The sequence below is a fragment of the Actinomadura sp. NPDC000929 genome (assembly GCF_040492065.1).
In the GTDB taxonomy this organism is placed as follows: Bacteria; Actinomycetota; Actinomycetes; order Streptosporangiales; family Streptosporangiaceae; genus Spirillospora; species Spirillospora verrucosospora.
Window position 1 is genome coordinate 41830 of record NZ_JBEUPA010000001.1, and the last position, 22334, is coordinate 64163.

At 72.9% G+C, this 22334-nt stretch carries 19 protein-coding genes; 6 read left to right on the top strand and 13 right to left on the bottom strand.

Features of this window, described 5'->3' with window-relative positions; all coding sequences use genetic code 11:
- Window positions 1-16 precede the first annotated feature (16 nt).
- From ABWI04_RS00180 to ABWI04_RS00210, 7 genes are all read right to left on the bottom strand, one after another.
- Complete coding sequence (locus tag ABWI04_RS00180; protein WP_353830943.1) at window positions 17-1030, bottom strand: hypothetical protein; 1014 nt, start codon at window positions 1028-1030, stop codon at window positions 17-19.
- Between the two features lie 62 nt (window positions 1031-1092).
- Entirely contained in the window at window positions 1093-2037 is a 945-nt protein-coding gene (locus ABWI04_RS00185; protein WP_353830944.1) for an ATP-binding protein, read from the bottom strand.
- A 179-nt stretch (window positions 2038-2216) separates the two neighbouring features.
- Complete coding sequence (locus ABWI04_RS00190; protein ID WP_345175735.1) at window positions 2217-2969, bottom strand: energy-coupling factor ABC transporter ATP-binding protein; 753 nt, start codon at window positions 2967-2969, stop codon at window positions 2217-2219.
- A complete protein-coding gene (gene cbiQ, locus ABWI04_RS00195; RefSeq protein ID WP_353830945.1) occupies window positions 2966-3730 on the bottom strand; it encodes a cobalt ECF transporter T component CbiQ in 765 nt (254 codons plus the stop codon). The genes ABWI04_RS00190 and cbiQ overlap by 4 nt, the downstream gene beginning before the upstream one ends.
- Entirely contained in the window at window positions 3730-4086 is a 357-nt protein-coding gene (locus ABWI04_RS00200; protein ID WP_345175738.1) for a PDGLE domain-containing protein, read from the bottom strand. Before ABWI04_RS00200 ends, cbiQ begins: the two co-directional genes overlap by 1 nt.
- Before the next feature lie 11 nt (window positions 4087-4097).
- Window positions 4098-4808, bottom strand: a complete 711-nt coding sequence (locus ABWI04_RS00205) for an energy-coupling factor ABC transporter permease (RefSeq protein ID WP_353830947.1) — start codon at window positions 4806-4808, stop codon at window positions 4098-4100.
- 136 nt (window positions 4809-4944) lie between these two features.
- Complete coding sequence (locus ABWI04_RS00210) at window positions 4945-5559, bottom strand: mycothiol-dependent nitroreductase Rv2466c family protein (RefSeq protein ID WP_345175740.1); 615 nt, start codon at window positions 5557-5559, stop codon at window positions 4945-4947.
- Window positions 5560-5723: 164 nt separating this feature from the next.
- Between ABWI04_RS00210 and pepN the strand changes: the two genes are divergently transcribed.
- A complete protein-coding gene (pepN, locus tag ABWI04_RS00215) occupies window positions 5724-8258 on the top strand; it encodes an aminopeptidase N (RefSeq protein WP_353830948.1) in 2535 nt (844 codons plus the stop codon).
- Window positions 8259-8339: 81 nt separating this feature from the next.
- Window positions 8340-9332 (top strand): hypothetical protein, encoded by a 993-nt coding sequence (locus ABWI04_RS00220; protein ID WP_353830949.1) that lies wholly within the window; start codon window positions 8340-8342, stop codon window positions 9330-9332.
- Here the strand turns inward: ABWI04_RS00220 and malQ are convergent.
- Window positions 9313-11415: a 4-alpha-glucanotransferase gene (gene malQ / locus ABWI04_RS00225; protein ID WP_353830950.1), complete on the bottom strand. Its 2103-nt coding sequence runs from the start codon at window positions 11413-11415 to the stop codon at window positions 9313-9315. The two genes, ABWI04_RS00220 and malQ, sit on opposite strands and share 20 nt — an antisense overlap.
- A 28-nt stretch (window positions 11416-11443) precedes the next feature.
- Window positions 11444-12868 (bottom strand): amidase, encoded by a 1425-nt coding sequence (locus ABWI04_RS00230; protein ID WP_353830951.1) that lies wholly within the window; start codon window positions 12866-12868, stop codon window positions 11444-11446.
- A 364-nt stretch (window positions 12869-13232) separates the two neighbouring features.
- Here ABWI04_RS00230 and ABWI04_RS00235 point away from each other — a divergent pair, with 364 nt between their 5' ends.
- The 3 genes from ABWI04_RS00235 to ABWI04_RS00245 all read left to right on the top strand — a co-directional run bounded on the left by ABWI04_RS00235 (window position 13233) and on the right by ABWI04_RS00245 (window position 16513).
- On the top strand, window positions 13233-13958 hold the full coding sequence (locus ABWI04_RS00235; RefSeq protein WP_345175746.1) for a nuclease-related domain-containing protein: 726 nt from the start codon (window positions 13233-13235) through the stop codon (window positions 13956-13958).
- Window positions 13959-14204: 246 nt separating this feature from the next.
- The gene (ilvD, locus tag ABWI04_RS00240) at window positions 14205-16067 is read left to right on the top strand and encodes a dihydroxy-acid dehydratase (RefSeq protein WP_345175748.1); all 1863 of its coding nucleotides are present in this window, start codon (window positions 14205-14207) and stop codon (window positions 16065-16067) included.
- 98 nt (window positions 16068-16165) lie between these two features.
- Complete coding sequence (locus ABWI04_RS00245; RefSeq protein WP_345175749.1) at window positions 16166-16513, top strand: DUF1330 domain-containing protein; 348 nt, start codon at window positions 16166-16168, stop codon at window positions 16511-16513.
- Between the two features lie 42 nt (window positions 16514-16555).
- On the opposite strand, the gene ABWI04_RS00250 is transcribed toward ABWI04_RS00245, so the two are convergent.
- Window positions 16556-16774, bottom strand: a complete 219-nt coding sequence (locus ABWI04_RS00250; protein ID WP_345175750.1) for an FmdB family zinc ribbon protein — start codon at window positions 16772-16774, stop codon at window positions 16556-16558.
- A 31-nt stretch (window positions 16775-16805) separates the two neighbouring features.
- Window positions 16806-17315 carry an HNH endonuclease gene (locus ABWI04_RS00255; RefSeq protein ID WP_345175751.1) on the bottom strand — a complete coding sequence of 170 codons (510 nt, stop codon included), beginning with the start codon at window positions 17313-17315 and terminating at the stop codon, window positions 16806-16808.
- A gap of 261 nt (window positions 17316-17576) precedes the next feature.
- Here ABWI04_RS00255 and ABWI04_RS00260 point away from each other — a divergent pair, with 261 nt between their 5' ends.
- Window positions 17577-19673, top strand: coding sequence for a prolyl oligopeptidase family serine peptidase (locus ABWI04_RS00260; protein ID WP_353830952.1), 2097 nt, complete (start codon window positions 17577-17579; stop codon window positions 19671-19673).
- A 370-nt stretch (window positions 19674-20043) separates the two neighbouring features.
- Here the strand turns inward: ABWI04_RS00260 and ABWI04_RS00265 are convergent, their stop codons facing one another.
- Complete coding sequence (locus ABWI04_RS00265; RefSeq protein WP_353830953.1) at window positions 20044-20646, bottom strand: GNAT family N-acetyltransferase; 603 nt, start codon at window positions 20644-20646, stop codon at window positions 20044-20046.
- A gap of 5 nt (window positions 20647-20651) precedes the next feature.
- On the bottom strand, window positions 20652-22301 hold the full coding sequence (locus ABWI04_RS00270; protein WP_353830954.1) for an NsdA family TPR-like regulatory protein: 1650 nt from the start codon (window positions 22299-22301) through the stop codon (window positions 20652-20654).
- Between the last annotated feature and the right edge of the window lie 33 nt (window positions 22302-22334).

Here is a 22334-nt window from a genome sequence, read left to right on the forward strand (position 1 = left end):
GGCCCGCGCGCGCGGGTCAGGCGTCGTCGTCCCGCCTGCGGTCGATCATGGTCCGGTCGGCGGGATCGGGATCGTCGTCCTCGGGGGCGTCCTCCGGCGCGTCCTTCGGACCGTCCTTCGGTTCGTCCTCGCGGCCTTCCTGCGGGCCCTCCCCAGGGCTCTCCTTCGGCTCCTCCGGCGCCCCCTCCGAACTCTCCCCAGGCGCCGCGTCCGGCTCCTCGGGCGTCTCGGGAGGCGTCCGTTCCTGCGGCGGTGCGGACGGCTGCGGCGGGACGGGCGGCACGCCGAACTGCCCCGGCTGCGGGGCCTGCCCGGGCTGCGGCGGCTGCGGCGGGACGGGCGGGGCGCCCCAGGCCGGCTGCTGTGGCTGCCCCTGCGGCGGGACGCAGGGGACGGCCGAGGGGTGCGGCGGCATCTGCTGCGGATAGGGCGTCTGCTGCATCGGCACGCCCGGCTGGGCCAGGGAGGGCTGCGCCGGGGCGTAGGGCTGCCGGGGCAGGGGCCCGGCCTCGCGGGTGCGGGCGAGGAAGAACCCGGCCAGCGCGCCGAGCCCGGCCAGCCAGCCGAAGGCGAAGCCGAAGGAGGCGCCCTGGCCGACCGTGGAGCTGAAGGTCCGGCCGAACGACCCGTCGTGGAACTCGAACGCCCAGCGGGTCAGCGGGGCGGCCACGATTCCGGAGACGCCGCCCGCGACGACCGCCGCCCACCAGCCGATGATCAGGGCGCCGAACGGGCCGCGCTCCGGATCGGCCAGCCGGGCGCCCGCCAGGACCAGCCCGACCAGCACGGCGAAGAAGACGAGCAGGCTGAAGTCCTCCGCGAACGCCCCCTTCACTCCGGGCCCTTCCATCGGCGTGAGCCGCCAGGCGAGCGTGAGCAGCCACGACACGACCGGTCCGATGCCCTCGTCGTACCTGAGGTCGCTCCTGTTGATCTGCTCGACGACCCACTGGTTTCCGAAGAGGAGGGCGAGGAGGGCCATGGGAACCACCGCGCCGCCCGTCATCGCGAGCATCCGCCGCATCGTCATGGCGGGCAGAGTAGTGCGGTTCGGTCTCCGCCGGTAGGGCCCGCGCTACCCGCTGTAGGCGCTCAGGAGGCGGGGACGGGGAAGCGGAACCCGGGGTCGACCTGCGCCTCCAGGTCCTCTCCGACGGCCCGGCTGGCCCAGCTCCGCGCGTTCTTGACGTGGAACTCCACGGCCTGCCGCTGGAACTCGTCCCAGTCCTTGACGCGGCCGTCCACCTCGGCGCGCATGCGGTCGAGGGCGGCGGTGTTGCCGTCCTCCAGCGCGACGCCCTCACGGCCCTGCTCCAGCGCCCGGACGGCGGCGGACTGGCCGACCCAGGTGAGCAGGTCGTCGCCGACGTGCTCGCGCAGGTAGGCGACGTCCTCCTCCGACTGCACCTTGTTGCCGACGACGCGGATGGCGACGTCGTAGTCGCGGGCGTACTCGGTGTACTGCCGGTAGACGCCGACGCCCTTGCGGGTGGGCTCGGCGACCAGGAACATCAGGTCGAACCGCGTGAACAGCCCGGAGGCGAACGTGTCGGCGCCGGCGGTCATGTCGACGACGACGTACTCGCCCGCCCCGTCCACCAGGTGGTTGAGGTAGAGCTCCACCGCGCCGGTCTTGGAGTGATAGCACGCCACGCCGAGGTCGTCGTCGTTGAACGGGCCGGTGGCGAGCAGCGTGACGCCGTCGACCTCCTGGCCCGCCTCGTGGAAGGGGTCGTCGCCGCGGAACCGCAGCAGCCGCGACCCGGAGCCGGGCGGGGTGGTCTTGACCATCGCTTCCGCGGAGGAGATGCGCGGGTTGGCGCCGCGCAGGTGCTCCTTGAGCTCGGGGAGCCGGTCGCCCAGCGCGGGGATCTTGGCGGCGCGACCCTCGTCGAGCCCGAGCGCCACGCCGAGGTGCTGGTTGATGTCGGCGTCGATGGCGACCACGGGCAGCCCCCGTCCGGCCAGATGGCGGACGAACAGCGCCGACAGGGTGGTCTTGCCGCTGCCGCCCTTGCCGACGAACGCAACCTTCACGAATGCCCCCATTCTGGATATGAAAACCGTTACCACTGTCAGGACACGAGTCTCCCGGAGCGGGGCCGGGCAGGCAAGCGGAACGGCCGAAGTGCCGGCGATCGGCGCGGGGGCAGGGCAAGGCAAGGCAAGGGGGCGCTGCGGGGATGCTGCGGGGGGTGCTGCGGGGGGCGCGGCGGTCAGCGCGGCGCCGCGGCCGGGTCGAACCCGAAGGGCAGCTCCAGGCGGTGCGCCGCCAGCAGCCCGGCGTCGCCGAGCAGTTCGCGGGTGGGCCGGTCGGCCGCGATGACCCCGCCGGAGAGGATCACCGACCGCGGGCACAGTTCGGCCGCGTACGGCAGGTCGTGCGTGACCATCAGGACCGTCACGTCCAGGCTCAGCAGGATCTCGGCGAGCTCGCGGCGGCTGGCCGGGTCCAGGTTGGACGACGGCTCGTCCAGCACGAGGATCTCCGGCTCCATCGCCAGGACGGTGGCGACGGCGACGCGGCGGCGCTGGCCGAAGCTGAGGTGCTGCGGCGGGCGGTCGGCGGCGTCCAGCATGCCGACGCGGGCGAGCGCGTCCCGCACCCGGCGGTCCAGGTCCTCGCCGCGCAGGCCGAGGTTGGCGGGGCCGAACGCGACGTCCTCCCGGACGGTCGGCATGAACAGCTGGTCGTCGGGATCCTGGAAGACGATCCCGACGCGGCGGCGGATCTCCCGCAGCGCCTTCCTGTCCTTCGGGTCGACGGCGAGGCCGCCCACCCGGACCTCGCCCAGGCCGCCGTGCAGGATGCCGTTCAGGTGCAGGACGAGCGTGGTCTTCCCGGCGCCGTTCGGCCCGAGCAGCGCGACGCGCTCCCCGCGCCCGACCGCCAGGTCGACGCCGAACAGCGCCTGCGTTCCGTCGGGATACGCGTAGGCGAGGCCCTTCACCTCGAGCGACAGGGTCATGGGGCCATCCAAGCAGCCAGCGCGACGAGCGCGGCGGCCGAGGGCAGCGCGGCGGCGGCCGTCCACTGCGCGGCGGTCGCGCCCGCGCCGTCGACGGCGGGCATCCGGCCGTCGTACCCGCGGCTGATCATGGCCAGGTGGACGCGCTCGCCGCGCTCGTAGGAGCGCAGGAACAGGGCGCCCACGGATCGGGCGAGCACCCCCGTCGCGCGGATGTCGCGGGCCTCGAAGCCGCGGGCCGCCCGCGCGACCCTCATCCGGCCGAGCTCCGCGGCGACGACGTCGCCGTAGCGCAGCATGAACCCGGCGATCTGCGTGATGAGCTGCGGCATCCGCAGCCGCTCGATGCCGAGCAGCAGCAGCCGCGGCTCGGTCGTCGCGGCCAGCAGGATCGACGCGACGACACCGAGGGTGCCCTTGGCGAGGATGTTCCAGGCGCCCCACAGCCCGCTCTCGCTGAGCCGCAGCCCCAGGACGGTGACCTTCTCGCCGTTCGCGACGAACGGCATGAGGAAGGCGAACGCGACGAACGGCACCTCGATGACGATCCGCCGCGCGACCGTCCCGAACGGGATCCGGGCCGCCGCGGTGACCGCCGCGAGCAGCAGCGCGTACACGCCGAAGGCCCAGATCCGCTCGCGCGGCGTGGCGACGACCAGCAGCACGAACGCCAGCACGGCGACGAGCTTGCACTGCGGCGGCAGCCGGTGCACCGGCGAGGCGCCCGGCACGTAGAGCCGGTGCGCGTGGCCCGCGCCCATCAGCCCTTCCGGGACGGCTCGGACGGCGCCTCGGTCTCCCGCTCCGGAGCCGTCCGCTCGGCGGCCGTGCCGCGCCCCCGGACCGTCCAGAACAGCCCGCCGCCCACGAGGAGGACCAGGCCCACGCCGATCACGCCGGACAGCCCGCCGGACAGCCGCGCGTCGTCGACGCCCTTGACGCCGTAGTCGCCGAGCGGCGAGTCCTTGAGCGAGTGGTCCTTCTCCTTGGCGCTGATGCCCTTGTCCTCGGCGACCTTCTCCAGGCCGTCGGGGTTCGCGCTGGCGTAGTAGCTGACGATCCCGGCCAGGACGAGGGAGACGAGCAGGAACCCGGCGAAGAAGCGCTTGGTGGTCATCGTGGTCCTCCTCAGGCCCGGGACGGCTTCGGTTCGGCGGCGTTCCGCCCGCCCGTGCGCAGCTCCAGCGGCTTCATCAGCCCGCGCGCCCCGTGCACCAGGTCGGGCCGGACGGCGAGCACGCTCGACACGGTCACCGCGGTGATCAGCGCCTCGCCGATGCCGATCAGCACGTGCACGCCGATCATCGCGGCGGCGACCTTCCCGATCGAGACGTCGGCCGTCCCCCCGGCCGCGTAGATCAGCGTGAAGGCGACGGCCGCGGCGGGCACCGAGACGACGGCCGCGGCGAACGACGCCCCGGACACCGACGCGCGCGTCTTGGGCAGCACCCGCAGCAGCAGCCGGAACAGGCCGTAGCCGACGGCCACCGTGACCAGCGCCATCGTGGTGACGTTGACGCCCAGCGCGGTCAGGCCCCCGTCCGCGAACAGCAGCGCCTGCATGAGCAGGACCACCGACACGCACAGGACGCCGGTATAGGGCCCGACGAGGATCGCGGCGAGCGTGCCGCCGAGCAGATGCCCGCTCGTCCCGGACGCGACCGGGAAGTTGAGCATCTGCGCGGCGAACACGAACGCGGCCGTCAGCCCGGCGAGCGGCGCGGTGCGGTCGTCCAGTTCCCGCCGGGCGCCGCGCAGCGCGACCCCGACCCCGGCCACCGCGACGGCGCCCGCCGCGAGCGAGACCGGCGCGTCGATGAATCCGTCCGGTACATGCACGACTCAACCACCCCTACCTCTTTGCAGCCAGCAGGACCAGTTTGTCGGCATAGACCTCGTAGTTGCAACATTCTCGCAATAGCAACCGATGTGTGGCCCGCCGGCGAGACCGCCCGGGGACGTCCCCGGGCGGGGCTCAGTCGAAGCTCGGGTCTTCCGTCCTCGTGCGCTTCAGCTCGAAGAAACCGGGCGTGCTCGCGACCGCCAGGACGCCGTCGAAGAGCTTGACGGCGGCCTCGCCGCGCGGGATCGGGGTGACGACGGGGCCGAAGAAGGCGTGGCCCTCGACCTCGATCACCGGGGTGCCGACCTCCTGGCCGACGCGGTCGATCCCGTCCTTGTGGGAGGCGCGCACGGCGTCGTCGTAGTCGGTGGACTCGGCGGCGTCCGCGAGGGCCGGGTCGAGGCCCGCCGCGGTCAGCGACGCCTCGAAGAACGCGCGGTCGAACTTCTGCCGCTCGTGGTGCCTGCGGGTGCCCAGCTCGGTGTAGAGCCGCCCGAGCACCTCGGGGCCGTACTTCTGCTCGGCGGCGACGCACACGCGGACGGGGCCCCAGGCGTCGGCGAGCATCCGCCGGTAGTTCTCGGGGATGTCCTTGTCCTCGTTGAGGACGGCCAGGCTCATCACATGCCAGCGCACGTCGATCGGCCGCTGCTCCTGCACTTCCAGGATCCATCGGGAGGTGATCCACGCCCAGGGGCAGAGGGGGTCGAACCAGAAGTCAACGGGTGTGGGAGCGTCCTCGGGCAACGTGGCCTCCTAGAGAGTGTGCATGTCCTCAAGCGACAACCCGGGGGCGCTCGTCCCGATTCCCGTCGGCGAGAGGTCGCCGAAGTCCGTGGCGGACGGGCCGTAGGGTCGTCCGGTTGGTAGACATGGGGACACCAAGCCTTTAAGCCGACCAAGGAGTTCATGTGGCAGGCAACCTCACGCGCGACGAGGCGCGGGAACGGGCCAGGCTGCTCAGCGTCGCGTCGTACGCGGTCGACCTGGACCTCACGACGGGCGAGGAGCGGTTCGGCTCCACCACCGTGGTCAGGTTCGGGAGCGCCGAGACCGGCGCGTCGACCTTCATCGACCTGCACGGCGCCGTCGTGCGGGAGGTGACCCTGAACGGCGAGTCCCTGGACCCCGCGTCCTACGACGCCGAGAAGGGCCGGATCCCGCTGCCGGGCCTGGCGGCCGACAACGAGCTGCGGGTCGTGGCCGACTGCGCGTACTCCCGGTCGGGTGAGGGCCTGCACCGGTTCGTCGACCCGGTCGACGACAGCGTCTACCTGTACTCGCAGTTCGAGACGGCCGACGCGCACCGCATGTTCACCTGCTTCGACCAGCCCGACCTCAAGGCCACCTTCGAGCTGACCGTGAAGGCGCCGGAGAACTGGGAGGTCGTCACCAACGAGGCCGCCGAGACGGCCGGAGGCGGGACGTGGCACTTCCTGCCCACGCCGCAGATCTCCACCTACATCACCGCGCTCGTGGCCGGGCCGTACCACGTCGTCCGCGACGAGTACCGCCGTGAGGACGGCACCGTCGTCCCCCTCGGCGTGTACTGCCGCGCCTCGCTGGCGGAGCACCTCGACGCCGACGCGATCGTCGACGTGACCCGCCAGGGCTTCGGCTACTTCGAGAAGGTGTTCGGCCGCCCGTACCCGTTCTCGAAGTACGACCAGCTCTTCGTGCCCGAGTTCAACGCGGGCGCCATGGAGAACGCGGGCTGCGTGACGTTCCTGGAGGACTACGTCTTCCGGTCCCGGGTGACCGACGCGGCCTACGAGCGGCGCGCCGAGACGATCCTGCACGAGATGGCGCACATGTGGTTCGGCGACCTCGTCACCATGCGCTGGTGGGACGACCTCTGGCTGAACGAGTCGTTCGCCACGTACATGAGCGTCCTGTGCCAGGCGGAGGCCACCAAGTGGAAGGGCTCGTGGACGACGTTCGCGAACCTGGAGAAGGCGTGGGCCTACCGGCAGGACCAGCTGCCGTCCACCCACCCGATCTCCGCCGACATCCCCGACATCCGCGCGGTCGAGGTGAACTTCGACGGGATCACCTACGCCAAGGGCGCGTCCGTCCTGAAGCAGCTCGTGGCCTATGTCGGCCTCGACAACTTCCTGGAGGGCGTGCGGCGCTACTTCGACCGGCACGCGTGGGGCAACACCGTCCTCACCGACCTGCTGGGGGCGCTGGAGGAGACGTCCGGCCGCGACCTGGCGTCCTGGTCGAAGGAGTGGCTGGAGACCGCCGGGGTCAACACCATGCGGCCCGAGTACGAGGTCGACGGCGTGGGGAACTTCTCCTCGTTCACCGTCCTCCAGGAGGCCAAGGCCGACTACCCGACGCTGCGCGCGCACCGCCTGGCCATCGGCCTGTACGACAAGACCGCCGACGGACTCGTGCGGCGCGACCGGGTCGAACTGGACGTGGTCGGGGCCCGTACCGAGGTCCCGCAGCTCGTCGGCAAGAAGCAGCCCGACCTGGTCCTGGTCAACGACGACGACCTCACCTACGCCAAGGTCCGCCTGGACGAGCACTCCCTGAAGACGCTGATCGAGGACATCGGCGAGGTCAGGGACAGCCTGCCGCGCGCCCTGTGCTGGTCGGCGGCGTGGGACATGACCCGCGACGCCGAGATGGCGACGCGCGACTACGTCCGGCTCGTCGTCAAGGGGATCCGCGGCGTCACCGACATCTCGGTCACCCAGACGCTGCTGCGGCAGGCGCGCACCGCCGTCCAGCAGTACGCCGACCCGGGGTGGCGCGAGGAGGGCCTCGCCCTGATGGCCGACACCCTGGCGGACCTGGCGCGCGAGGCCGAGCCCGGCTCGGACCTCCAGCTGGCCTACACCCTGGCGTTCACCGGGTCGGCGGTCACCGGCGAGCACCTGGCGTTCGTCCAGGGCCTGCTGGACGGCTCGCAGGTCCTCGACGGCCTCACCGTCGACACCGACCTGCGCTGGGCGCTGCTGCGCCGCCTCGTCACCACCGGCAAGGCGGGCGAGGCCGAGATCGACGCCGAGCACGAGCGGGACCGCACCGCCGCCGGGGAGCGGCACGCCGCCGCCTGCAAGGCCGCGATCCCCACCCCCGAGGCCAAGGCGGCCGCCTGGGAGCGGATCATCGCGGGCGACCTGCCGAACGCCGTCTTCCGGGCGACGCTCGGCGGCTTCGTCGAGCCTGACCAGGCCGCGCTGCTCGTCCCCTATGTCGACCGGTACTTCGCCGAGGTCGGGCGCGTGTGGAAGGAGTGGACCAGCGACATGTCCCAGACGTTCGCCGAGGTCGCCTACCCGTTCCTGGTGATCGAGCAGTCCACGGTCGACCGCACCGACGCCTACATCGCGGAGAACGACCCGCCGGCGGCGCTGCGGCGGCTGCTGTCGGAGGGGCGCGACGGCGTCGCGCGCGCCCTGCGCGCCCGCGCGAAGGACGCCGCCTCGGCCTGACCCGGCCGCGCCTGTCCCAGCGAACCGGCCCAAAGGCCCCGTGACCATGCGATCGTTGCATGGTCACGGGGAGGGGACGAAGTGGAGACGGCTCGCGACGTTCTGACGGCGCTGGCGCGGCGCTACGCCTTCGGCGATCTGGAGGCGCTGCTGAGCCAGGGCACCCTGGCCGCGGACGGCCGCTCCGCGCCGGTCGCGGCGCTGTGCGCGTTCGGGCAGCGCGTCCTGGACCTGGACGCCGAGGACTTCGGCATGCCCGAGGAGGCCGGCGAGGTCCCGCGGGACCTCCTCGACCGGGCCCGCGCCAGCCGCATGCCGCAGGCCCCGCGGGAGCACCCCCGCGGGGCGCTCGCCAGCCTCCGGCCCGCGTACTCGCTGCTGCTGGAGGTCATCGCGATCCGCTGGCACCGCCGCGACATGGCCGCGCTCGTCGCCGCCGTCCACATCGCCGGCGAGTACCTGCCGATGCTGGCCTGGGAGCCCGTCCTCGGCCACGCGGGCGACCCGGCGCTGATCGGTTCCGCCGTGCGCGGCGAGGGCAGCCGGTTCGGCGTCCCCGTCGAGCCGGGGGCGGTCCGCATGTGCGACCACACCCGGCCGGAGCGCTCCGCCTGCGAGCGCACCCTGCGGGTCGCCAAGGAGCCGCCGTCCGGCTGGCGCGCCTACCTCGACCGCCAGCACAGCCAGGTCTCGGCCGCGCTCGGCGACTGCGCCGCCCGCTGCCGCACCCCCTGCACGGTCATGACCCGCCTGGACGGCCTCGTCCGCGCCGACCTCAGCGACCGCTGCCGGCTCGCCGCCGACTTCGCCGACGGCGCCCTGGTGAAGCTGCGGCACGCCGCGCCGGTCGGCCACGGGTTCGGCGTCCCCTCGCCCGAGGAGGTCCAGGCCGCCTGGACCCGCGCCCGCAGGTCCCTGGCCCGGCATCCGCTGGGCAAGTCCGCATTGGCGGACGACGACTCCTACCCCCTGCCGGGCCTGCCGGCCGTCTTCTCGGCGATCGCCGCCGCCGACCTGCGCCCCGACACGCTCCTGCGCGACGTCACCGAGCGCATCACGTCGACGCTCGCCTGAAGAGCCTGAGCGTCCCGCGGTTCCTGAGGTCGTCCAGGAGGACGGGGCGGCCCTCCACGTCCCCCAGCGGGACCCGCCAGTTCGGGTACTCGTCGACGGTGCCCGGCTGGTTCTGGGTGCGGCGCTCGCCCACGGCGTCGGCCAGGGAGACGCCGATGAGACGGGCGGGCGTCCGGGTGAGGAACTCCTGCAGCCCGGTGACGATCTCCTCGTCGTAGGCGCCGGAGCCGTCCGCCAGCGCCCGCACGACCACGGTCGGCTCGGCGGCCAGCAGGCCCTCGGCGTGCAGCACGGCGAGCCAGTCGGCCAGCTGGCGGCGGTGGTCGTCCTCCTCCTCGGCGCGGGGACGGGTGAGCAGCCCGAGGCGGTCGCGCAGGTCGATGTGGTCGCCGTGCACGAACCCGGTGATCGGCGGCATGTCGTGGGTGCCGACGGTCGCCAGGGACAGCTCCCGCCACCGGCCCGGCGGCTTGGGCCGGCCCCGCTCGTCCCGTTCGAACCACAGCAGGGACGTGCCGAGGACGCCGCTGTCGGCCAGCGCCTCCCGGACCTCCGGCTCGACGGTGCCGAGGTCCTCCCCGACGACGACGGCGCCGAAGCGCTCGGCCTCCCAGGCCAGCGATCCGAGCAGCGCGTCGCGGTCGTAGCGGACGTAGGTGCCGTCGGCGGGGGACGCCCCCTCGGGCACCCACCACAGGCGCGACACCTGCATCGCGTGGTCCAGGCGGATCCCGCCGGCGTGCCGCAGCGCGGCGGCGGCCATCTCGCGGAAGGGCCGGTAGGCGTCGAGGGCGAGCGCGCCCGGCCGCCACGGCTGCTGCCCCCAGTCCTGCCCGCGCTGGTTGAACTCGTCGGGAGGCGCGCCGACGCTCATCCCGGCCGCGCAGGAGTCGCGGTACATCCAGGCGTCGGCGCTGCCGTGCGGCACCCCGACCGCCAGGTCGTGGACGATCCCGAGGGGCATCCCGGCGTCCCGGGCCGTGCGCTGCGCCTCCGCGAGCTGCCCGTCCAGCCTCCACTGGAGCCACTCGTGGAAGCCGGCGCGGGCGTGGTACCGGGGGGCGTCCACCACTCCGTGGTCGTGGGCGCTCCGCAGCCCGGACGGCCAGCGCCGCCAGTCCGTGGACCCCTGCTCCTCGCTGATGGCGCACCACGTCGAGAAGCTCGCGAGGGCGGCGCCCTCCCTCCGCCGGAACTCCTCGAAATCCGGGTCGCGGTCCCGGCGGCGGCGGTGCATCGCCTCCAGGGCCTCCAGCTTCGCGGCCCACACGGCGTCCCGGTCCAGCAGGCCCTCCTGGGCGCGCAGCTTGGCGGCGACGGCCTCGAACCGCTCCCGGTCCGCGGCGGGCAGCTCGGCGTACTCGGGCATGTCCTCGATCCGCAGATAGAGCGGCGAGGGGAAGCGGCGGCTCATCGGCGAGTACGGGGACGCCCCGATCGGCGGGACGGGCTCGGTCGCGTGCAGCGGATTGACCAGCACGAAGCCCGCGCCGAGCTCCCGGCCGCTCCAGTCCGCGAGGTCCGCCAGGTCGCGCAGGTCGCCGAGCCCCCACGACGCGGCGGAGCGCACCGAGTACAGCTGCGCCGTGAACCCCCACATCCTCGGCGGCGGGCGCAGCGCGCCGGGCGCCACCAGCAGTTGCGTGTACCGCGTCCGCTCCCCGTTCCGGACGCGCAGGCCGCGCCAGCCGGGAGGGACGTCCGCGAGCCCGTCCAGGGGCTCGAAGGAGCGCTCGGCGGGCGGCACGTGGGCGCGCTGCGGTGCCAGGACCTCGTCCGTGCCGGTCTCGATCTCCACCTCGGCGGCGCCGTCCAGGTGGCCGCCGAGCGCGGCGCGGATCCGCCCGGCGGTGCCGGCGCCGGCCCGGCGGACGACGACGGCTGGCGGGAGCTCCCGTGCCCGCTCCCGGTGGCTGTCGAGCTCCGCCCGGACGGCGGAAGGGGTGGAGGCGTCCACCCCGAGGGCCGCGAGGACGGCGGCGAGCGTGTCGCGCGAGACCTCCGTCTCCCGTCCCCGCCAGTCCTCGTAGCGCGTCGCGACGCCGTGCAGCCCGGCCAGTCTGATCAGTTCGTCGTCAGCCACGCCTGCACCATGCCCGGTGCGGGGCGCGTCACGCCGTCCAGACCGGGGGCTTGCGGCCGATCCAGGGGCGGGCCTCCTCCAGCTGCGCGGACAGCGAGATCAGCGTGCCCTCCCCGCCGAGCCGCCCGGCGAGCATGACCCCGATGGGCAGGCCCTCGGCGTTCCAGTGCAGCGGGACGTTCACCGCGGGCTGCCCCGAGATGTTGTACATGGCGCAGAACGGGGTGAAGTGCGTCTGCCGCCGGAAGTTCTCCTCCGGGTCCTGGTCGTGGAAGTAGCCGACCGGCACCGGCGGCATGGCGAGCGTGGGGTGCAGGATCGCGTCGAACTCGTCCATCACCGGGAACGCCGCGCGCAGCGCCCCCTGGAGCGCGGCGTGGGCCTGGAACAGCTGCGGCGCCGTCGTCTTCTCGCCGTAGCCGCGCAGCCAGCGGGTCAGCGGCTGGAGCAGCTCCTCGCTCTCCTCGGGGACGGGCGTCATCGTCGCCATCACGCCCCACAGCGTCGCGAAGTGCGGGACGAGATCGGAGCCGAGCACCTCCGGCAGCTCCACGACCTCGTGGCCGAGCTCCTCGAGGAGGGCGGACGCGTCCTCGTAGGCGGCGACGCAGTCGGGGTGGACCTCGACGTCCGGCACCGGCGGCCGGAGGCTCCGCGCGATCCGCAGCCGGCCCGGCGCGCGGTCGGCGCGGGCGAGGAACGGCCCGTCCGCCTCCGGCGCCCGGTACAGGTCGCCGGGCATGGGACCCGCCATGACGTCCAGCATGAGGGCGGCGTCGCGGACGGTCCGCGCGATCGGCCCGTTGGTGGAGAGGCCGAACAGGTCGGGGATGACCGGTCCCTGGGAGATCCGGCCGCGGGTCGGCTTGATCCCGAACAGCCCGCACACGCTGCTCGGGATCCGGATCGAGCCGCCGCCGTCGCTGCCCTGCGCGATCGGCGCCAGCCCGGACGCGACCGCCGCCGCGGCCCCGCCGCTCGAACCGCCGGCCGACCGGGACGGGTCCCACGGCGTGCGGGCCGGGGGCGACACGGCGCCCTCGGTGTAGCAGGGCAGCCCGAACTCGGGGGACGCGGTCTTGCCGAGCAGCACCGTCCCGGCCGCCGCGAGCTTGGCCACCACGTGGTCGTCGGCGAACCCGGTCAGGTCGGCGTAGACCGCCGAGCCGAACGTCATCCGGACGCCGTCCACCATGTTCAGGTCCTTGATCGGCACCGGGACGCCGTGCAGCGGCGGCAGCTCCGCCGCGTCCGCCGTCTCCAGCACCGCCTTCTCGGCGCGGCGCGCCTCCTCGCGGGCGCGGTCGGCGGTGACCGTCACGTAGGCGCCCACCTGCTCGTCCAGCCGTTCGATGCGGGCCAGGTAGTGGTCGGCGATCTCGACCGGGGAGACGTCCCGGGCGCGGACGGCGGCGGCCATGCGTGTGGCGCTGAGGTCATGAATCTGTGTCACGATCCGGAACGCTAGACGCCGTGTGCGCGGGCATCAAAGAGGGCACACACGACAGCAGCGGCGGAAGGAGATTAATACTGGCCTACCCGACCGTGCCGTAAGAGAATCACTGACGTGGGGCGACAAAACATTAACCCGGCATGACTGGTCGCCCACCCTCCCGATGATTACTCTGCGCACGGAGGATCATGCCCCCGAAGGGAAAGGAACACGGAGCGTCACCATGGCGACCATGGAGCGGGGCAACACGCAGAATGCCAGGGCGCGACCCGAGTCCGAGGAGGCGCGTGAGCACGATGACACTCATGAACACGATGACATTCGTGAACTCGATGAGACGCGTGAGCACGATGACCAGCCCCCGGTGAAGGAGCGGCTGGAGGCGAGCGCCGCCGCGGCGATGCTCGACGATCCGAAGATCCGGCGCTGGGCGTACCGGATCGGCGCGGCGGTCGTCGCCGGCGCCGCCGCCCTCGCCCTGACCAGCTGGCGGCTCGGGCTGACGGTCGCGGTGCTCGTCGTCATCGGCGACTACGTGCGGCAGTCCCGCAAGAGCTCCACCGTGACCGCCTGGCAGAAGTCCTCGGCGGCGGAACGGCGCACCGAGCGGCAACTGAAGTCCCTGCGGCGCAACGGATACCTCGTGCTGCACGCGCGGGCGGTCCCCCGCGACGACGAGGGCGTCAGCGACGGGCGGATCGACCACCTGGTCATCGGGCCGAGCGGCGTCTACGCCATCGACTCGGAGAAGTGGGACAAGCGCCTCCCCGTGCGCACCATGTCCCACCTCAAGCTCTTCCACGGCCCCTTCAACAAGAAGGACCGGCTGGACGAGGCGCGCTGGGAGGCCCAGATGGCGAGCATCATCCTCGCCGAGCGGGTCGGCTTCGACGTGCCGGTGCAGCCCTCCGTGGCGATCTACGGCCCGTCCATCCCGTGGAAGGTCATGCGGGTGCGCGACGTCGACGTCTACGCGGGCAACCGGGCGCGCTCGTACCTGCGCCGCCGTCCGAAGATCCTCACCGAGAGCGACGTGCAGCGCATCTTCCAGGCGGCCGAGGACGCCCTGCCGCCGAAGTACCCCGACTGAGGCCGAGGGCGGCCCCGTTCCGGGCCGCCCGCCGCAAAGCCGGGACACCGTCGTCCCGGCTTTTTTCCTGCCCTCCTGCGGTTGGTAGCATCGAAGGCCACGGGCCGGCCCGGGCGCGACCTCCGCTGAGCCGGCGGCAGCGCCGCGACCCGCCGCTGCGCGTATCCCTTCCAGGCGACCCGCCCGCCCACGCCGAACCATGCGCGGCCCGTCGTCCCCGCACGTCCCAGGTTTGGAGAGGTCGAAATGCCACCGCTCAGGTCACGCACGGTCACCCATGGCAGGAACATGGCGGGCGCCCGCGCGCTCATGCGGGCCAGCGGCGTGGAACGCGAGGACTTCGGCAAGCCGATCGTCGCGGTGGCCAACAGCTTCACCCAGTTCGTGCCCGGCCACGTCCACCTCGACGAGGTCGGCAAGGTCGTCGCCGGCGCCGTCCGGGAGGCCGGCGGCGTGCCCCGCGAGTTCAACACGATCGCGGTCGACGACGGCATCGCGATGGGCCACGACGGCATGCTGTACTCGCTGCCCTCCCGCGAGGTGATCGCCGACGCGATCGAGTACATGGTCAACGCGCACTGCGCCGACGCCCTGGTCTGCGTCTCCAACTGCGACAAGATCACCCCGGGGATGCTGCTGGCCGCGCTGCGCCTGAACATCCCGACCGTGTTCGTCTCCGGCGGCCCGATGGAGGCCGGCAAGCCCGTCGAGGGCGTCATGGGCGGCAACAAGCTCGACCTGATCGACCCGATCATCGCCTCGGCCGACGCCTCCATGCCGGAGGACAAGCTGCTGGAGATGGAGGAGAGCGCCTGCCCGACCTGCGGTTCCTGCTCGGGCATGTTCACCGCCAACTCGATGAACTGCCTCACCGAGGCGATCGGGCTGGCGCTGCCCGGCAACGGGACCGTCCTCGCCACCCACACCGCCCGCCGCCGCCTCTACGAGGACGCCGGCCGCACCGTGGTCGAGATCGCCAAGCGCTACTACGACGGCGACGACGAGTCCGTCCTGCCGCTGAACATCGCCACCCGCGAGGCGTTCGAGAACGCCATGGTCCTCGACGTCGCGATGGGCGGGTCCACCAACACGATCCTGCACCTGCTCGCCGCCGCCACCGAGGGCGGCGTCGACTTCGGGCTCGCCGACATCGACGCGATCTCCCGCCGCGTCCCGTGCGTCTGCAAGCTGGCCCCCGCCACCGCCAAGTACCACGTCGAGGACTGCCACCGTGCCGGCGGCATCCCGGCCCTGCTGGGCGAGCTGAACCGCGCCGGCCTGCTGAACGCGTCGGCCCACTCGGTCCACTCCGCGTCCCTCGACGAGTTCCTCGCCAAGTGGGACGTCCGCTCCCCCGACGTCCTGCCTGAGGCCGTCGAGCTGTTCCACGCCGCGCCCGGCGGCGTCCGCAGCACCTCGGCGTTCTCGCAGAGCGCCCGCTGGGAGTCGCTCGACCTCGACCGCGAGAACGGCTGCATCCGCTCCGCCGAGCACGCCTACACCGCCGACGGCGGCCTGGCCGTCCTGCGCGGCAACATCGCCCCCGACGGCGCGATCGTCAAGACCGCCGGGGTGGACGAGGAGCTGTGGACCTTCACCGGCCCCGCCGTCGTCTTCGAGTCGCAGGACGACGCCGTCGAGGGCATCCTCGGCGGCAAGATCAAGGCCGGCGACGTCATCGTGATCCGCTACGAGGGCCCGAAGGGCGGGCCCGGCATGCAGGAGATGCTGTACCCGACGAGCTTCCTCAAGGGCCGCGGGCTCGGCAAGGCGTGCGCGCTGATCACCGACGGCCGGTTCTCCGGCGGCACGTCCGGGCTGTCCATCGGGCACGCCTCCCCCGAGGCCGCGGGCGGCGGGATCATCGCCCTCGTCGAGGACGGCGACCGCGTCGTGATCGACATCCCGAACCGCGTGCTGGAGCTGGACGTCCCGGCCGACGAGCTGGAGATCCGCCGCGAGAAGCTGCTCGCCGACCTCGGCGGCTACCGGCCCCGCGACCGCCACCGCCCGGTGAGCGCCGCCCTGCGCGCCTACGCCGCGATGGCCACGTCCGCCTCGACCGGCGCCGCGCGCGACGTCTCCCAGCTCGACCGCCTCAACGGCTGAGCGGTTACCTGGCGGGTAATCGCGGTCATTCCCCGCCTGGGGCAAAGTGGTGGGTGTCGGGCGAACCAGGCCCGGCCCCACCACTGAAGGAGACCGCGATGACCGCCTACGCCCTTGCCCACATGACCCCCCAGCCGCCGCTGCCCGAGGACGTCTTCGTCTACATGGAGAGCATCCAGGAGACCATGGACCCGTTCGGCGGCCGGTTCATCGTGCACGCCAGCGAGACCGAGGTGGTCGAGGGCCCGTTCGACGGCGCCTACGTCATCCTCGAGTTCCCCGACATGGACAAGGCCCGCGACTGGTACAACTCGGACGCCTACCAGGCGATCGCGGCGAAGCGCAGCGACCACATTCCCGGACACCTCGTGCTGCTCCAGGGCGTCCCGCGGGACTACGACGTCGCCGCGACCGGCAAGGCGCTGCGCGCGGCCCAGGCCGGTTGACCGGTCAGGCACTGACCGGTCGGCAACAGAGCAGGTCGGCGGTCAGGAGCAGCAGCCCCCGCCACAGCAGCCCCCGCCCCCGCTCGGCGGGGACTGGGGAGCCCCACCGCGGGAGGAGCCGGTGACGGCGACCGTGGACAGGAGCTTGACGGTGTCGTCGTGGCCGTCCGGGCACGGGGCCGGGTCGGACGCGTTGATCATCGGGCGGGAGACCTCGAAGGTCGACCCGCACGCGCGGCAGCGGTAGTCATAGCGAGGCACGCCCCCAGGATACGTCCCCCCGGTGTGCGCGTCAGGCCGCGGGCTCGGTGACATAGGCGGCCCACTGCGGGTCGCCGTCGTTGACGAGGCCGATGAGCCGCCAGTGCGCGCCCCTCGGAACGGCCGGGGTGACGCTGAGCGTCCAGCCCAGCTCCGACAGCAGGCGGTCGGCCTTGCTGTGGTTGCACGTCATGCACGAGGCGACGCAGTTCTCCCACACGTGCTGGCCGCCTCGGCTGCGCGGATGGACGTGGTCGATCGTCTCGGCGCGGCGCCCGCAGTAGACGCAGCGGAAGTTGTCGCGGCGCATCAGCGCCGCGCGGGTCAGGGGCACGCGGGTGCGAAAGGGGATGCGGACGTAGCGGCGGAGCCGGATGACGGACGGGATCTCGACCGTCATCGTGGCCGAGTGGAGCACGGCACCGGAGGTGTCGTGATGGACGATCTCCGCCTTCTCGCGAAGCACGAGGCAGACCGCCCTCCGCAGAGGAAGCGTGGTGAGGGGTTCGTACGTCGCGTTGAGGAGGAGGACCTGTCGCATCAGACGCCCTCCGCCGGGCCGCGTTCTGCGTTCGCCTCGGTGGTCGCGGCGCAGCGCGCCTCCCACCGAGGCCCGATTATCGTCTCCGGCACCTGCGCACTCGCCATGAGGACCTCCCCAGGGGCGAACCGACCAGAATCAGTGTGGCGTCTGAGGGAGGTCGTCCGCTACCCCAATAATCCCCATCCGCACACCGCTCGAACACGGAACCCGCGGGGAGTACCGGGGCGGGCAGCGCTAAACGCCCAATAAAGTGCATCCATGACGCCGTATCCGTCCGCGCAGCGCCAGGACATCGTCGAGGACATCCACGGCCACCGGGTCGCCGACCCCTACCGCTGGCTGGAGGACCCGGACAGCGCCGAGACCGCCGAGTGGCGCGCCGCGCAGGACCGGCTCTTCCACGAGACCATCGACACGCTGCCCGGCCGGGACGCCCTGCGGGCCCGCCTGCTCGAACTGCTCGGCGCGGGAAGCGTCGGAGCCCCCGTGTGGCGGGGCCAGCGGCGCTTCTTCACCCGCCGCTCCGCCGACCAGGAGCACCCGGTGCTCTACACCGTCGACCCCGACGGCTCCGAACGCGCCCTGGTCGACCCCATGGCCCTCGACCCCGCCGGGACGACGACGCTGGACGGCTGGCAGCCCGACAAGGAGGGCCGCCTCCTCGCGTACAAGGTGTCGACCGGCGGCGACGAGGAGTCGCTGCTGTACGTCATCGACGTCGCCACGGGAGACCGGGTGGAGGGGCCCATCGACCGGGCCCGGTACTCCTCGGTGGCCTGGCTGCCGGGCGGCGAGGCGTACTACTACACGCGCCGCCTGCCCGCGGAGGACGTCCCGGCGGGCGAGGAGCAGTACCACCGCCGCGTCTACCTGCACCGCGTCGGCACCGAACCCGACGCCCACGACGTGCTGGTCTTCGGCGACGGCCTGGACAAGACCAACTACTACGGGGTCGGCGTCAGCCGCGACGGCCGCTGGCTCACGATCTCCGCGTCGCAGGGCACCGCGCCCCGCAACGACCTGTGGATCGCCGACCTGACCGCGTCCGCCCCCGAGGCGCCCGCGCTGCGGGCCGTGCAGGAGGGCGTCGACGCCTCCACCGGCGTCCACGTGGGCCGCGACGGCCGCGCCTACGTCTTCACCGACCGCGACGCGCCCCGGTCCCGCCTGTGCGTCGCCGACCCGTCCGACCTCTCCTACGAGACGTGGCGGGACCTGCTCCCCCAGGACGCCGAGGCCGTCCTGACCGACTTCGCGATCCTGGACGGCCTGGAGCGCCCCGTCCTGCTCGCCGGGTGGACCCGCCACGCGATCAGTGAGATCACCGTCCACGACCTGGCGTCCGGGGAGCGGCTCGGCGCCGTCCCGACCCCCGGCCTCGGTTCCATCGGCGGCATCGTCGAGCGGCCCGAGGGCGGGCACGAGGCCTGGTTCGGCTACACCGACGGCGTGACCCCCTCCTCCGTCCTGCGCTACGACGCGCGCACCGGCGAGACGACGCCGTGGGCGTCCGCGCCGGGCACGGTCGACGTCCCCGAGATCGAGACGCGCCAGGTCGTCTACACCTCCCGGGACGGGACGCGGGTGCGCATGCTCGTCTCGTCCCGTCCGGGCCTGACCGGGCCGCGCCCCGCGATCCTCTACGGCTACGGCGGGTTCAACATCTCGCTCACGCCGTCCTACTCGGCGAGCATCCTCGCGTGGGTCGAGGCCGGCGGCGTCTACGCGGTCGCCAACCTGCGCGGCGGCTCCGAGGAAGGCGAGCAGTGGCACCGCGCCGGCATGCGGGACCGCAAGCAGAACGTCTTCGACGACTTCCACGCCGCCGCCGAGAAGCTGATCGCGGACGGCCTCACCACGCCGTCCCAGCTCGCGATCTCCGGCGGCTCCAACGGCGGCCTCCTCGTCGGCGCCGCCCTCACCCAGCGCCCCGACCTCTACCGGGCGGTGGTGTGCTCCGCGCCGCTCCTGGACATGGTCCGCTACGAGCGCTTCGGCCTCGGCCAGACCTGGAACGACGAGTACGGGACGGCCGACGACCCCGAGGAGTTCGGCTGGCTCATCGGCTACTCGCCCTACCACCGCGTCAGCCCCGGCACCGCCTACCCGGCCGTCCTGTTCACCACGTTCGGCAGCGACACCCGCGTGGACCCCCTCCACGCCCGCAAGATGTGCGCCGCCCTCCAGCACGCGACCACGTCCGAAGCCCCGATCCTCCTGCGCGACGAAGCCGAGGTGGGCCACGCCGCCCGCTCGGTGACCCGCTCGGCCGACCTCACCGCCGACACCCTCACCTTCCTGGCCGCCCAGACCGGTCTCGTGCCTATGGCAGTGCTCTCCTCCTTCGGGCCCTGAGGGCCCTCCATCGTCGATCACTGCGGGCGATCGCTGGCATCGCTCCGACTCGCCTTGCGGCTCGCTGCGCGATCAGGTTCTCGCTTCGCTTGAACCTGCCTTCGGACGCGATCGCGACTTCTCAGGTTGTTGGGTGGTTGCTCCCAAGGCCGGGGTTGGCGCCGTGACGGCATTTGTCGCTGTCAGCTCTCCGCCGTTGGGGGTGGCGGGCTTCCAACGCCTGGTGCTGGGGGCGCCTGCTGGCATTGCTTGGGCTCGCTGCGCGAGCAGGTTGCGGTCCGCTTGAGCCTGCCTTCGGAGGCGGGCGCGGTTGTCAGGTGGGGGTTGTGGCAGTGCTCTTCTCTGGTGGAGAAGAGCACTGCTACACGTGTCAGCGCAGTGGCTTTTGGATGTAGATGTTGACTATTCCGCCTATGGTTTCGCGGCGGGTCTCCGTCCAGCCGAACTTGCGGTAGAGGGCCAGGGCGGGGGACTGGAACTCGGTGGTGTCGGCGCGCAGGATGCGGTAGCCGTACTCCACCGCGCGTTCCTCCAGGGCCTGGACCAGTGCGGTGCCGTAGCCCCGGCGCTGGACCGCCGGCAGGACGCGCAGGCGCACCATCTCGGCGACGTCGAGGGTCGGGTTGCCGGGGGCGTAGCCGCCGTAGGCGCGGGCGTGGCCGCCCGGGATCAGGTCGGCGCGGCGCAGGCCGCCCATCGCGACCACCCTGCCGGCGAGCTCGCCGACGAGGAACTCGCCGTTGTTGCGGAGATAGATGTCCTCCATGCGGAAGAAGTCGTGGTCGTAGTAGACGCCGTCGCCGGGGCGCAGGCCGACCTGGGCCAGGCCCTCCTGGTGCAGGGCCAGGACGACGCCGTGGTCGGTCGCGTGGTACCTGCGGATCCGCAGGTCGCCGTAGCGCCATTCGGGGGGATCGTCCTCGAGCCGGACGAGCGTGGGGTGGCCCTGCCAGGAGGCGTTGTCGGCGCTCATCCCGGTCAGACCTGTTCCCCCGGGCGGACGGCGGCGGGCGGATCCTGGGTGGGGCTCTTCACGGACGGGCCGGAGAGGGCCTCGTAGAAGTCCTGCAGCTCCGGGATCTGGCCGTGCTTGGTCGCGACCGCCGCGCCAATCTGCCGGGCGCGGTGCACGAGGATGTCGGACCGGTGGTCGGCGGGCAGGTCGAAGATGGCCTCCCGGCCGGCCGTCAGCGCGGCCTCGGGGTGGCCGGCGTGCAGCTTGCACATCGCCCGGTCGAGCCGCACCAGGGTGAGGTCGACGCGGTCGGTGGGCGAGTACAGGGTGAGGGCGTGGCTGAGCACCTCGTCGCCCTGCCTGTGGTCGCCGAGGTTGGTGAACGTGTCGCCCTCGTAGAAGGCCATCTGCCGGTCGGTGAACCCGAACACCAGGTCGGAGGTGTCGGTCTTGGAGAGCTGGTCGAACACCGAGCGGCCGCGCACGAGCGCGCGGCGGGCGCTGGGGGCGGCGTCCCCGCGGCCGCGCATCGCCAGCATGCCGAGCGCGCGCGCCTCCACGGCGGGGGCCATGGCGGCGGCGACGCCGGGGGTGCGGCCGGCGTGGTCCTGCGCCTTGCGGGCCAGGTGCAGCGCCTCGCGCGGGTCGCCGTAGTACATCGGCACGAGCGACTCGCGGACGGTCACCCAGGCGCGCAGCTGGCGGTCGCCGGTCTCGTCGGCGGCGGTCCGCGCGGTCCGGAAGAACGAGCGGGCGAGCCGGTGGTCGCCCAGGTTGATCATGATGAGCCCGGACAGCCCGGACAGCTGCGCGGCGATCCGGCACAGGCGTTCCTGCAGCTCGACCGGCTGGCGCTTGTCGCACATGCGCCGCACCTCGCTGAAGTCGAGCAGCACGTCGCAGAGCATCCGGAGGGACGGGGTCGCCTGGTACTGCCGGCCGTAGCCGTAGGTGGTCTCCTCCCACTGGTCGAGCATGGTCGGCGAGACGGTCGCGCCGACGAGCGTGTCGTCCATCTTGCGGCGCAGGTTGTCGACGGCCCCAAGGAACTGACCGTCGAGCGCCACGCCCGCTCCGGCCAGCAGCTGCAGAAGGGTCCTACGAAGCACGATGTCCTCCTCTCCCACATCAATGGTCAGGGGGCCGTCGGCGCGGTCATGGCCCCGCAGGTCGTTGACGGTCGCCCAGGGGCGCTCCTCGCTCCTGGGCACGATCGCCCCGACGATGGCGTCGGGGTCGGGTACCGGACGCTGGTCCGGCGCGCGCGGCTGCGGGACGCTCGCGGCGCCCGCCCGGGTCGCGTGCCCGCGGCCGCAGATGCAGGGACTCTGGTAGTCGAGGGCGTCGGGCTCCACCCTGTAGACGGCGCACAGGTAGTGCAGGTACTCCGGGCCGGGTCGCTTGTAGCCGCTCTCGTACGCGGACAGCAGCGTCTCCCCGAGTCGCGGCGGCGGCTTGCCGTCGACCTCGTAGAGCGCCTTGACCTGCGCCACGATGTCGGAGAGCGCGACGCCGTGGGCCAGCCGGTGCGCCTTGATCCGGCTGGTCCCGAACAGCGGCCCGCACTGCTCGTGGATCTCCTGCGCGATCGCCACCGGGCCCCGTCCTCGCGCCAGGGCGTGCGCGCGGATCCGGCGAGCGACGTCCGTTTCTCTCCGCGGGGGGTCCGACATCCGGCGCCTCCTCCGGTCGTGCCGGAACGCCGT